At 38.1% G+C, this 13,448-nt stretch carries 13 protein-coding genes and 1 pseudogene; 6 read left to right on the top strand and 8 right to left on the bottom strand.

Annotated elements, in window-relative coordinates; all coding sequences use genetic code 11:
• Positions 1-32: 32 nt before the first annotated feature.
• From BLS38_RS07025 to BLS38_RS07010, 4 genes are all read right to left on the bottom strand, one after another.
• Positions 33-1,304, bottom strand: a complete 1,272-nt coding sequence (locus BLS38_RS07025) for a Glu/Leu/Phe/Val family dehydrogenase (RefSeq protein WP_092748075.1) — start codon at positions 1,302-1,304, stop codon at positions 33-35.
• 336 nt (positions 1,305-1,640) lie between these two features.
• A complete protein-coding gene (locus tag BLS38_RS07020; RefSeq protein WP_092748073.1) occupies positions 1,641-1,868 on the bottom strand; it encodes a hypothetical protein in 228 nt (75 codons plus the stop codon).
• A 26-nt stretch (positions 1,869-1,894) separates the two neighbouring features.
• Positions 1,895-3,592 (bottom strand): NAD-dependent malic enzyme, encoded by a 1,698-nt coding sequence (locus BLS38_RS07015; protein ID WP_092748071.1) that lies wholly within the window; start codon positions 3,590-3,592, stop codon positions 1,895-1,897.
• Between the two features lie 183 nt (positions 3,593-3,775).
• Entirely contained in the window at positions 3,776-4,036 is a 261-nt protein-coding gene (locus BLS38_RS07010) for a type B 50S ribosomal protein L31 (RefSeq protein ID WP_092748069.1), read from the bottom strand.
• Positions 4,037-4,232: 196 nt separating this feature from the next.
• Here BLS38_RS07010 and argS point away from each other — a divergent pair, with 196 nt between their 5' ends.
• Positions 4,233-6,023: an arginine--tRNA ligase gene (gene argS / locus BLS38_RS07005; protein WP_092748067.1), complete on the top strand. Its 1,791-nt coding sequence runs from the start codon at positions 4,233-4,235 to the stop codon at positions 6,021-6,023.
• 16 nt (positions 6,024-6,039) lie between these two features.
• Entirely contained in the window at positions 6,040-6,612 is a 573-nt protein-coding gene (locus tag BLS38_RS07000; protein WP_092748065.1) for an SPOR domain-containing protein, read from the top strand.
• Here BLS38_RS07000 and BLS38_RS06995 read toward each other — a convergent pair whose 3' ends face one another.
• Positions 6,613-7,521: a DMT family transporter gene (locus BLS38_RS06995; protein ID WP_092748063.1), complete on the bottom strand. Its 909-nt coding sequence runs from the start codon at positions 7,519-7,521 to the stop codon at positions 6,613-6,615.
• A gap of 152 nt (positions 7,522-7,673) precedes the next feature.
• Between BLS38_RS06995 and BLS38_RS06990 the strand changes: the two genes are divergently transcribed.
• Positions 7,674-8,549, top strand: a complete 876-nt coding sequence (locus BLS38_RS06990) for a helix-turn-helix transcriptional regulator (protein ID WP_092748061.1) — start codon at positions 7,674-7,676, stop codon at positions 8,547-8,549.
• Positions 8,550-8,771: 222 nt separating this feature from the next.
• On the opposite strand, the gene BLS38_RS06985 is transcribed toward BLS38_RS06990, so the two are convergent.
• Entirely contained in the window at positions 8,772-9,305 is a 534-nt protein-coding gene (locus BLS38_RS06985) for a DUF924 family protein (RefSeq protein ID WP_092748059.1), read from the bottom strand.
• Between the two features lie 94 nt (positions 9,306-9,399).
• Positions 9,400-10,698 (bottom strand): MFS transporter, encoded by a 1,299-nt coding sequence (locus BLS38_RS06980; RefSeq protein ID WP_092748370.1) that lies wholly within the window; start codon positions 10,696-10,698, stop codon positions 9,400-9,402.
• A 228-nt stretch (positions 10,699-10,926) separates the two neighbouring features.
• Here BLS38_RS06980 and BLS38_RS06975 point away from each other — a divergent pair, with 228 nt between their 5' ends.
• Complete coding sequence (locus BLS38_RS06975) at positions 10,927-11,613, top strand: glycoside hydrolase family 25 protein (RefSeq protein WP_244518234.1); 687 nt, start codon at positions 10,927-10,929, stop codon at positions 11,611-11,613.
• Positions 11,614-11,689: 76 nt separating this feature from the next.
• Entirely contained in the window at positions 11,690-12,046 is a 357-nt protein-coding gene (locus tag BLS38_RS06970) for a RidA family protein (protein WP_092748055.1), read from the top strand.
• A 53-nt stretch (positions 12,047-12,099) separates the two neighbouring features.
• On the opposite strand, the gene cysK is transcribed toward BLS38_RS06970, so the two are convergent.
• On the bottom strand, positions 12,100-13,074 hold the full coding sequence (gene cysK / locus BLS38_RS06965) for a cysteine synthase A (protein ID WP_092748053.1): 975 nt from the start codon (positions 13,072-13,074) through the stop codon (positions 12,100-12,102).
• A gap of 109 nt (positions 13,075-13,183) precedes the next feature.
• Here cysK and BLS38_RS06960 point away from each other — a divergent pair.
• Positions 13,184-13,315, top strand: a pseudogene (locus tag BLS38_RS06960) (DUF1345 domain-containing protein); the annotation flags it as partial.
• Between the last annotated feature and the right edge of the window lie 133 nt (positions 13,316-13,448).

Here is a 13,448-nt window from a genome sequence, read left to right as displayed (position 1 = left end):
TAGCCTAAATGTGTATTTAGATGGCTTTTTTATTAACCTGGAAAAATACCACGCTCTTTACGAGCTTTTAAAATACGCTCGCATGCCAAAATATAGGCTGCTGTACGCAAACTACAGCCTTTTTCTGTCGCTGTGTTCCAAACATCTGCAACGGCATTCACCATGAGCTTATCTAGACGCTCATTAATTTCATCTTCGCTCCAGAAGTAGCTTGCCATGTCTTGTACCCATTCAAAGTAACTGACAGTTACGCCGCCTGCATTACAAATCACATCGGGTACAATGGTTACACCACGAGCAATTAAGGCATCGTCTGCTTCAGGGTAGGTTGGGCCATTTGCGCCTTCTAGTACCATTTTAGCAGTTAAACGCTCGGCTCTCGCCACCGTAATCTGACCTTCCAAGGCAGCAGGTATGAAAATATCCATATCCACGTCCCACATGGCTTCATTGTCTATCGCTTTTGCAGTTGTAAAGCCAGCAACACCATGATGCTCTTCAACATATTTTTGTAGTGCTTTGACATCTAACCCATCTACCGCAAAAATAGTACCTGTATGATCTTGTACAGCAACGACTTTCGCACCCGCTTGGTTAAATAGATAAGCAGCTTCGCTACCCACGTTCCCAAAACCTTGCACAACCACTTTACTACCTTCAATAGATAGTCCAATTTTTTTAGCGGCTTCTACACCAGTCACAAACACACCACGGCCTGTTGCACGAACACGGCCAAGTGAACCACCCAAATGCACAGGCTTACCTGTTACAACACCTGTAACAGTATGACCTTGAGCTGTTGAATAAGTATCCATCATCCAACCCATAATATTCGGGTTTGTACCAACATCTGGTGCAGGAATATCTTTTTGAGGGCCAATGATTGGACTAATTTCAGTTGTAAAACGACGGGTTAAACGCTCAAGCTCACGTGTTGAAAGTTTTCTTGGGTCAACACGTACGCCCCCTTTTGCACCACCAAAAGGAAGGTTAAGTACTGCTGTTTTAATCGTCATCCATGCAGACAGTGCCATCACTTCATTTAAGTCAACACTTGGGTGATAACGAATACCGCCCTTACCAGGCCCACGAGATAGGTTATGTTGAACACGATAGCCTTCAAAGTGTTGGATCGAGCCATCATCCATCACAATGGGTACATCAACAATTAATGCGCGCTTTGGTCGCTTAAGTGTGTCTAAATAATTGCTTAAATCGCCAAGATAGGGTGCAACACGATCAATCTGTGCGAGATACGTTTGCCAAGCATTAGTGTTTTCGTTTGCGTAAGAAAGGTTTGACATATATTCCTTGACCTTTTCATAGTTTTTAGGCAGTCGAAGCGATACATCACAGATATTGGGCCTGTATTGTGATGTATACATTCACTGCCCGCTATTTTTTCCAACCGAGTGGTTGTATTTATTCAACATGAGTTGTAACTGACTCTTTTATAAATCACGATACCCGAAGAATCGGTTACTTGAATAAGTGGCAATTATCATATACCTGCCCTTAAAAAAAGCAACTAAAAAGCGTGATATTCCCAAGCATAAAAACCACTTAACTCAAAACAATCACTTGAATTAAAATATCTTTTAAAAAAAAGAGGTGATATTTCTATCACCTCTTTTTTTACTTTACTTACCGTGTTCATGGCCACCATGATTCATACCATCATGCCCCATTGGCATGCTCGCCATAGGTTCTGATGCAGCATCACCTGCCCATGTTTTGGCATACTTATTGACTTTCGTTGTATCTTGTTGCACTGACAAAAATAAGAATCCTAGAAAAAATATTGCAAAAACAACAGCAATACCTACACCCATCCAGCCTTTATGACTTTTTTGCTTTTCACTGCTCATTTTCAATACCCTAGAAAATTAATACATTAAAACGGTACACGTTTATATTGACGATATTCAGGTGTCCAGAAGTTATCTTGAATATTTTTTGTCAAAATTTCATCAGAAATTGCAGGAGCAACGCCAGCAGCAATTGCTGCTTTTGCAACATCGAACGCAATTTTACGTGAAACATCTTTGATAAGTTTTACATCAGGCAGTAAGTCGCCATGCGTGTCATGTAACAATGGTGAACAATCTGCTAAAGCATTACTAGATGCCATTAACATGCTATCTGTGACTCGTGTTGCACCCGATGCAATAACACCTAAACCAATACCGGGGAAAATATAAGAATTATTGCACTGTGCAATATTATAAAGTTGCCCTTGATAATTTACAGGCGCAAATGGACTACCTGTTGCAATTAAAGCACGGCCTTCTGTCCATTGAATTAAATCTGCAGGCACAGCTTCTGCACGTGAAGTTGGATTAGATAATGGAAAAATAATCGGACGAGTACAATGCATACCCATAGTCCGTACAATTTCTTCAGTAAATAAACCGGGTTGTCCAGATACACCAATCAACACTGTTGGTTTGGCATGTTTCACCACATCAAGCAATGAAATCACTTCTGTTGGATTTACCCATGTTTCAACTATAGCTGCTTTTTGTGCCAATTTCTTTTGGAAGTCGAGTACATTCGGCTGATTGTCGGTAATTAAACCAAAGCGATCCACCATAAATACACGGGCACGTGCTTGTTCGTCGGTTAAACCTTCTGCCATCATTTGCGCGACGATTTGCTCAGCAATACCACACCCTGCCGAACCTGCACCTAAAAATGCAATCGTTTGATCTTTCAATGATTTACCTGCAGCACGACTGGCGGCAATTAAACTGCCCACAGATACTGCAGCTGTTCCTTGAATGTCATCATTAAAACAACAAATCTGGTCACGGTACTTATTCAATAAAGGTAAAGCATTTTTTTGTGCAAAATCTTCAAACTGAATAAGGGCTTTGGGCCAACGACGGCGTGCACTACGAATCACTTCATCAACAAAATCATAGTACTCATCACCCGCAATACGGGGTTGACGCCACCCCATGTAAATTGGGTCATTCAGTAATTGTTGGTTATTCGTTCCTACATCAATGGTAATAGGTAAGGTATATGCAGGGCTAATACCACCACATGCGGTATATAGCGACAATTTACCAATCGGAATCCCCATACCACCAATACCTTGGTCACCTAAACCTAAAATACGCTCACCATCCGTGATCACAATGACTTTGACATTTTTGCGATTTACATTTTGTAAGATATCATCAACATGGTGACGGTCAGGGTAAGAAATAAATACCCCACGATGACGGCGGTAAATATCAGAAAAACGTTGGCACGCCTCACCCACAGTCGGCGTATAAATAATGGGCAACATTTCTGCTAAATGGTCTTGAAGGACTCTAAAAAACAGCGTTTCATTGGTGTCTTGAATATTTCTTAAATAAATATGTTTATTAATGTCACTATTGAATGCACTGTATTGTTGATAAGCACGCTGACTTTGCTCTTCAATGGTTTCTACAACATGAGGAAGTAAACCATGTAGATTGAAGCGTGTACGTTCATCTTCACCGAATGCAGAGCCTTTGTTAAGTAAAGGCAATTCAAGCAATGAATTTCCCGCATAAGGAATATAAAGTGGACGTTTCTGCGATAAATCTGCACTCATAACTTTCTCTCAGAGGTTGGCTAAAATACATTGTCATTGCGTTGCTAATCAATAAAAATGCCACCTGATATGCTCTCAAGCAAAATAGGTTGCTTCATTGTACACCACCAGGCAAAAAAAATGCCCTTAAATCATGCAAAATCATTTAAGGGCAAAAGATTTTTGTGGTTAAAGTACAGCGATTTAGTCTGCTTTCTTTTTCGAAAAACGGGCAAATTTACGATTGAAGTTCGCCACACGACCATCTGTACTCGTTTGACGCATTTCACCCGTGTAAAACGGATGTGATGCACTGGAAATATCTAAGGTTACATAAGGGTATTCTACCCCTTCGTACACTTTTTTCTGACTCGGTTGCATGGTCGAACCAATCACAAAATATATATCTGCATTGGTGTCATGAAATAATACCTTTTGATATTGCGGGTGAATATTGTCTCTCATAATCATATTCCAAATATTAATAACATTGTTACTTTATAACATAACATTAATAAAATCTTTGGTATTTGTCAATCTGAATAGCAATAGATTCCCACCCTACGCAAAAATTGCACCAAAGTGCTATAAATCGTTTCCCCTAAATGATGCTAAATTTGCTATATTTAGCACTTTAAATGCCACAGCTTTTTTGAATAATATGAATACGGCCATACAAGCAGCTTTAGACCATGCAGTGCAAACACTTATTGCACAAGACATTCTGCCTTCTGAGTGGAAAAATATTAGCCAACTTACGCGAACTAAAGACCGAAGTCACGGCGACTTTGCGTCAAATATTGCGATGGTGGCATCAAAAGCTGCAGGTATGCGACCACGCGATTTAGCAGAAAAAATTCTAAATGCATTACCTCAAATGCCTGAAATTAGCAAAGCTGAAATTGCAGGTCCGGGGTTTATTAACTTCTTTTTAAATGCAGATGAACGCTATGCAGTACTCGAATTAATTCAAACAGAAAAAGAAAAGTTTGGGCAAAGCCAAGACAATAAAGACGAGCGTATACAAATCGAATTTGTGTCTGCTAACCCAACGTCAAGCCTACATGTTGGGCATGGTCGTGGTGCTGCGTATGGCATGACGATTGCCAATATTTTAGAAGCCACTGGTGCAAACGTTGAACGTGAATACTATGTCAATGATGCAGGCCGTCAAATGGATATTTTGGCTACATCAACCTATTTACGCTACCTAGAGCTATGTGGACAAACACTGGTTTTTCCTAAAAACACATATCAAGGCGAGTATGTGAAAGAGATTGCACAAAGTATTCTTGACCAAGATGGCCAAGAATATGTTTTTGCAGTCGCTGACGTTTACAATAATGTACCTGAAGATGTGCAATATGCTGAAGCTCTCGATGCTGAAGGTAATAAAGTAGTACTTTCTGGCGACAAAGAGAAACACATTGACGGTTTAATTGCCAATGCACAACAGTTGCTTGGGCATAATTACCGCATTTTCCATCAAGCCGCCTTACATGCCATTTTAGAAGACATTAAAGATGACCTAGGCGAATTTGGTGTGACATTTAATCAATGGTTTAGTGAAGCCACTTTGGCAGATAAAATTGATGAAGCACTAGAAACACTCGAGCAACGTGGCTTCTTATATGAGCAAGACGGTAATATCTGGTTTAAGGCAACTGCTTTTGGCGATGAAAAAGACCGTGTTGTGAAACGCCGTAATGGTCAACCGACTTATTTTGCGTCAGATATTGCCTATCATCTCAACAAGCTACAACGTGGCTTTACCCATTTGGTCAATATTTGGGGTTCAGACCACCATGGTTATATCACACGTGTTAAAGCAGCCATTGATGCATTGGGTTATGATTCGTCAAAACTGACCATTTTATTGGTACAGTTTGTCAGCCTATGGCGTGGCGGTCAGATGTTACAGATGTCTTCTCGTTCTGGCCAATTTGTGACCCTTCGTGATTTACGTAAAGAAGTGGGCAATGATGCCGCACGTTTTTACTATGTCATGCGTAAAAGTGAACAGCACATTGACTTTGACTTAGACCTTGCTGTTTCTCAAAGTAAAGACAATGCTGTGTACTATATTCAATATGCACATGCACGTATTTGCCGTATGCTCGAAAAAGCAAAAAATACAGCAATCGTGTTTAGTATAGAAGAAGCTCAAAACCATGTAGCACGTCTGGACTTAGCTGCAGAAGAAGCCATTTTGGCCAAATTAGCAGCTTACCCAGATGTGATTCGCCGTGCAGCAAGTAGCTATGAACCACATCAAGTGGGGAACTATCTCAAAGAACTCGCAGCACTATTTCATGCATGGTATAACGAACATAAAGTACTCAATGATGATTTAGCGTTAACTCAAGCACGTTTGTTGCTTTCGATAAACGTACAGCAAGTACTACGTAATGGTTTGACGCTCTTAGGCGTATCTGCACCTGAAAGTATGTGATAAAAAGGAAAAACTCGTGTTTGGCAAAACGCAACGCTGCATTTCTGAAAAACCGAAACACCCCAAACCTGCTCTACTTCCAGTATGGGCAGGTACGGCAGTGGTGTTTTTTATTTTAATTTGTATTGTTGTTGCGTTTGCATTTTGGAAACCGTGGGCACCCGTAAATACACAAGTGATAGACACGAAGCCAGCCAACCAAGAAACTAACCATGATTATCGCTTTTATGAACAGCTTCCAAAGCAACAAGTGACGCCTATTCCAGAACAAGCCATTCCTAAATCACAAATAAATACAAACAGTATCATTGTATCTACAGCGATTGCTTCAGACCCTGCAACGGCTTCAGATACCCCCATAACGGCCTATTTTCTACAAATTAAAAGCTTTAGTGACCCAGACAGTGCAGATGCACGGCGCTCAGAAATTTTAATGAATAAGCTTCCTGCCAATGTCATCACTCTTAATGAGCATGGTCAAACGTGGTACCGTGTTATTTCTGGGCCATATTTAAACCAACAAAATGCACTCAATGCACAACAATTACTACAAAATAGTGGCATAGATTCTATTGTGGTTAAAAACTGATTAAGCATGCTGTTTCATATATCGCCAGATTCGCTCAAAAGGGATAAAGAAAATTGCATTACCAATCAAAATACAAATAATGCCAATCACCGCATTACTGTGCCATGTATAGCCCTCAAAATAAGTTGCTAACAACAAAGCAATTAAAGGAAAAATCAGTGTGCTGTAGGCTGCATTTCCTGCACCAATACGTCCAATTAAAAAGAAATACGCACAAAATCCAATGACTGATCCAAAAACAGCCAAATAAACGATCGAAAGTAAAGACACTGCTGTAAGGGTTGGAAATAAATCATGGCCTTGTATAAGACTCAAAAATAACATCACTAACATTCCATATGACATGGCATATGCTGTGGTTGTAAGTATCGGATTGCCTTTTTTTTGGTGATATAGACTTAACATATTCCCTAAAGAAAACCCATACGTTCCCACTAAGCACAATACAATCCCTTTTAACGTATCTAATTTAAAGTATGTTCCTTGCAGATCATGCCAAAACAACGCAATCATACCCAAAAATCCAAAAACTACAGCAGGATAAAAGCGTAATCGAATGGGTTGCTTAAAAAACAACTTACTATTTAGCGTATTGAACAATACTGCCATAGAGAAAATAACAGCTTCTAAACCACTATTAATATAATTAACCGCTTGATAAAAACAAAAGAAATTAAAACCAAAAATTAAACACCCTTGCAACGCACACCAAAGATGATCTTGAAAAGATAATTGTGCTAATTTTTTCGTTAGAATTAAGCCGAGTAGTAAAATCATTGCCGAAATAAAAAAACGCCAAAATACAGCAACTTCTGGTGCAATATGACTACTTTGTTGTAGCGTAATCGCACTCCATGTCGTTCCCCAAAGCACAACAATCAGCGCATATAAAAAGAGATTTAATTTCACAGATTACCCCATATACCTATTTATTTTTATTGTATATATGGTATTAAAGTAATCTTATATATTCTTGCGATGTACTGATATATTCTTGCTTTTTTTTCTATACACGCTCTTATACTAAGTACAGAAAAAACACCCGACTCATGAGCCAAAACATGTCCTATCAGACCCTAGACCATTTGCAACGTTTCAATGCACAGCTAATTAATACCGTAAAAATTGGCTCTGGCATGCAATTGGCACATTGGTCAAACCATCAAGATCGTATACAAGTCTGTAGCGACCACCATACCCTTAGCCTATACATCAAAGGAGGTTATGAGACCTACCGAAAAACACGTCATGGCTGGCAAAATGGTGGTGCACCAGATCGCTTTTGTTTAATGCCACAACATACTGAATCTACTTGGGATATACGAGGTGATCTTTCTTTCGTACATCTGTATTACACACAGCAACACATAGAACGCATCATCACACAGATTTGGGATAAAGAACCACGCCAAGTCATGCTTAATGAACAAAGCTTTATGTTTGATGAAAAAATCATGCTTTTATATCAGCACTATATTATTCATAACGATTGGCAACAGCATGAAAATCAGCTTGAAATGAGTACGGCTGCCACACTTTTACTCATGCAGATCATCAAAAAATATAGCAATATTTGTTGGGATACTCCGCAGATCAAAGGTGGGCTTAGCAGATCTCAACGTCAATATATTATTGAATGGGTTGATCATCATTTAGATATCGCATTAACTCTGAGTGACTTAGCGCAGGCTATTGGTTTGAGTGAATATCACTTTGCACATTTATTTACTGCCTCTATGGGCATCGCACCACACCAATATGTCATGCAGCAACGTTTAAAAAAATCTCATACAGATATTTTAATCAATAATCAGACACTCACCGACATTGCACTTAACTATGGCTTTAGTTCAAGTAGTCATTTTAGCTACCGATTCAAAAAATTTTTTGGCTATACTCCATCTAGCTTACGTTCGCTCAAAACCGATACATCTTAAATTTAGCTCTACGAACCAAATCAAAGTTGTAACCTATTGCTTGAAAATGTACTTAAATAAATCACCATCGCTCTATAGATACTTTAAGTAGTTGATCAAGCACACACAAAGTACATATTTCTCATTTTGAGTCTATCAAAGTAGATTTTTTATATCAGTCTACTTTAATCCTTTTTAAAAAAATAATTCAACCTGTAAATTCATCTATTTAGTTATACGAGATCAAAAATGACTATTCGGCTGTTTTAGAAACTCAAGCTCCTCAGCTGTAGAATCTCGTCCTAAAATTTGGTTGCGGTGTGGGTAACGACCAAATTTTTCAATAATTGCCTGGTGTTTATATTCAAAATCTAAATTATGGGCATTACCAAGCGCCGTAAATAATTGCACAGCATATTCATGTATCTTTTTTGACTCGCTATGCATAAAGGGCATATATAAAAAAGCACGTTGTTCAGGTAACAGCTCTTGATCCATTTTCAAATCAACTGCCTCTTGTGCTAAAGCCAATGCCAAGCTATCTTGCGCAAAGGCTTGTGCAGACCCTCTAAACAAATTACGAGAAAATTGATCTAATACAATAATTTCAGCCAATCTTCCTTCAGCGGTTTTTCGCCAAGACCATAACTCTGCCTGTTTTGCGTGATTATGCAACATAGAAAACTGTGCAGAAATGGCTTGGTCAAAGTCATCATCTTTTTTAAACCACAGCGGTTGATGTGACTTTGAAAACCAAAAATCTAAAACATCTTTCATTTTCTATGCCTCATTTTGTTACTTAAAGAATCTATAAATCTACCTGATGAAACTTCCAATTGCTGTAATAAAAATGTTGAAAGACCATTTTTAGTTAGTGATCTTTCTCTAAATATTCAGGCTTCTTAGGTAAAGCTAAACTACATAAAAAACAAATCACAAGCATAACAATCACATAAAAAAAGAAAATATTTTCCATACCTGCAGATTTAAACTGTAAAGCAATAGATGGTGCAGAACCACCAAATAACGCATTACCTACTGCATAGGAAAAACCGACCCCCAATGCACGTACATGCATTGGAAACATTTCAGCTTTAATCAAACCACTAATTGACGTATAAAAGCTCAGTAACAACATCATAAAAATAAGTAATACTGCCAATAAAACAGGTGAATTCACACTCATTGGCATAGCGATTGCCATAATAGGGTAAATACAAATGGCCAATGCTGCACTAAAAACTAACATGACTTTACGGGTACCTATTTTGTCTGCAACAATACCAAACACAGGTTGTACGACCATAAAAACAAACAATGCTGCTGTCATGATGTAGCCTGCAGTTTGTGCAGACACACCCACACTATTGGTTAAGTAAGTCTTTGAATATACAGTAATCGTATAAAATGCCAATGACCCTGCCGATGTATAACCAACAACGAGTAAGAATGATTTCCAATGGTTTTTGAGTAACTCACGTAAGCTTCCAGATGCCTTTTGACTTGCATCATCTTTGACCTCAACAGACAACGTTTCTTCTAAATGACTACGAGCCAACAAAGACAATAAAGCAGCACATCCACCAATAAAAAATGGTAATCGCCACCAACCTGCCTCTAACTGTTGTGTCGTTAAAAATGCAAGCATAATCACACTGAGTAGGCTTGCAAGTAATTGCCCACCGGCTAAAGTCACATATTGAAACGAAGAGAAAAAGCCTCTTTGCCCTTTTAACCCCATTTCACTCATATAAGTTGCAACAGCACCATACTCTCCACCTACAGATAAACCTTGCAATAAGCGAATCATCAACAATAAGAAAGGGGCCCATAATCCGACTTGTTCATAAGTAGGTAACAGTGCAAATAAAAATGAACTTGCCGCCATAAAGCAAATTGAGACAACCATCGATTTTTTACGTCCATGACGGTCAGCAATACGTCCAAATAACCAACTTCCTATGGGTCGCATAAAGAAACTGGCAGCAAATACCCCCCAAACATAAATCGACTTTGTAGTGGCATCCATATCTGGTGCAGTTAAAGCATGTGTAAAATACACTGCAAATACTGCATAAATATAAAAATCAAACCATTCCACTAAGTTGCCCGAAGCCGCACCAACAATCCCTTGAATACGACGACGTTTTTCTTGTTCCGTATAATTTATTGTCATATTTTTTCCTTATTAAAATATAAACAAGATTTTAATTTTACTGAATGGTTAGTATCTCGCGTTTAATTAGGGTTTGATATTATCCCTTTGGCTATATCTATATTTCTACACCATGTAAAACATAATCTCTATTGAGTTTTGGTGCGAATATTGCACAATACAGCTTTATTTTGTGGCTACGGATTTATGCTCATGCTTACACAAAACGCAATCATTTTTAGCATGTGGCAAGCTTTATTTATTATCGTATGCCTATTTAGCTCAACACTATATGCTCAAGACTATCCGGTTAAAGGTTTTGATATTTCACACCACCAAGGTAACATTCAATGGAAAAAAATATCACCAAAGCAATACCAATTTGTCTATATCAAAGCAACTGAAGGCACAGACTACCAAGATCCTAAATTTCAAGAAAACTGGTTAAATGCCAAAGAAAAAGGATTTCATGTTGGTGCATACCATTTTTATCGTTTATGCAGTAATGGCAAAACTCAAGCCAATAATTTTATTAAGACTGTACCCAATCAGATCAGTAACTTACCCCCTGTCATTGACATAGAATATGACAGTAAATGTATTAGTACCTACACCAAAGAACAGCTTAATCAAGAAATTAAAACAATATATCAATCACTTGAAAAGCATTATGGGAAAAAGCCAATTATTTATACATCTGCCCGTTTTTATAACTTATTTCTAAGTTCCACATTTAGTTTTGCATCATTATGGATTCGACACTATCAAACAACCCCGCCCATACTTGAAAAGCAACATAGTTGGTTTTTTTGGCAATACACAAAACAAGGTCATATTGATGGTATCGATGGCGATGTTGATATCAATGTTTACGCAGCATCAAAAGATATTTGGGATAATTACTTACATTATTTAGAAAAACAGCAATAAATTACTCTGTTGACTTAACCCTATTTTTATTTCGTATTATCATACTTTCTATCCATGATAAATAAAGAGCGCACCTATGAGTATTTCTCGACTACATAAAACTTCTAGATTCTGTGAAGTTGCCATTTCAGGTGACCTTATTCATTTAGCAGGACAACTTGCAGACGATACATCTAAAGATATCACCTCACAAACACAACAAACCCTAGACAACATTGACCGTTTTTTGGCAGATGCGGGCGCAAGTAAGCGTGATATCCTTTCTGTTACAATCTATCTTAAAGATATAGATACAGACTACCAATCCATGAATGCTGTTTGGGATACATGGATTGATCCCGAACATCCACCTGCACGTACGTGCGTAGAAGCAAAACTTTATGCACCCGAAGTACTGGTTGAGATGACTGCTGTTGCTGTTAAATCTAAGTAATAAAAAGGTCGCTATACCCTCTATAGCGACTTCAATTCATACCCTATTAAACTCTATTCTTCAAATAAGCCTTCAAACAGTACAGAAGATAAATAACGTTCACCACTATCTGGTAAAATTACAACAATCGTCTTATCTTTATTTTCAGGACGTTTTGCAATTTCTGCTGTTGCAGCCAAAGCAGCACCACAAGAAATACCTACTAAAATTCCCTCTTGAGTCGCACATTTCTTCGCCCAATCAATCGCATCTTGACTAGATACTGTAAATACCTCATCTACAATATCTAAATCTAAATTTTTAGGAATGAAGTTTGCACCAATACCTTGAATTTTATGTGGTGCGGGTGTGATTTTTTCACCCAATTTTGTTTGAGTAATAATCGGAGATTCTAAAGGCTCTACTGCTACAGAATACAAAGGCTTATCTTTAATTTTTTCAAAGTAATAAGATATACCTGTAATTGTACCGCCAGTGCCTACACCAGATACTAAAATATCGACATTACCATGCGTTGCTTCCCAAATTTCAGGGCCAGTGGTCGTTTCATGAATTTTTGGATTAGCAGGGTTTTCAAACTGTTGTGGTAAAAAATATGTTTCTGGATTTTCTTTAGCTAAACGTACGGCCTCATCAACTGCACCTTTCATCCCCTTACTTGGCTCTGTAAGCACAAGATTTGCACCAAGTGCTTTAAGTACTTTTCTACGCTCTAAACTCATACTTGCTGGCATGGTTAAAGTAATTGAATAACCTTTCGCTGCTGCAACAAATGCCAGCGCAATACCTGTATTACCACTGGTTGGTTCAATAATATGCATCCCTGCTTTTAAAATACCTTGTTCTTCAGCATCTTTAATTAGTGCTGCTCCAACACGACATTTCACTGAAAAAGCAGGGTTTCGGCTTTCAATTTTAGCAAGAACAGTTGCTCCACCAGTGATAATACGATTTATTTTAACTAATGGCGTATTACCAATCGCTTCTGCATTATTTTCATAGACTGCAATGCCTTTATTTATGCTCATATCGAATTCCTTTACCCAATCAATGTTTTTCAAATATTTTTTATATTTAACATGGTTAAGATGATGAATCAAAGTCTAATTATGTATAAACATAGCACAGAGTTTTATGAAGACAGCGGATGTATCGATAACGAGTTCAAGAATGAGGCGTTTGAATACACTACATTTGTTATTGGCATTTGCATATAACACATTGATTTTAGCGATTTGTATTAATATAGCGGCGAGTTTGCTGAGTTAAGGGGGATGTATTGGAGCTAATTATTTTGAAGTGGGTGTTTATATTTAAATTTGAGGGATAAAAAAAAGCCCCCGATTTTATCGGGGGCTTTTTAGGGAATAGATGCTGGCGATGACTTACTCTCACATGGGTA

It is taken from the genome of Acinetobacter boissieri, assembly GCF_900096955.1.
Lineage (GTDB): Bacteria > Pseudomonadota > Gammaproteobacteria > Pseudomonadales > Moraxellaceae > Acinetobacter > Acinetobacter boissieri.
The sequence above is the reverse complement of the archived record's forward strand: the minus strand, read 5'-3'. Positions and strand labels throughout refer to the sequence as shown.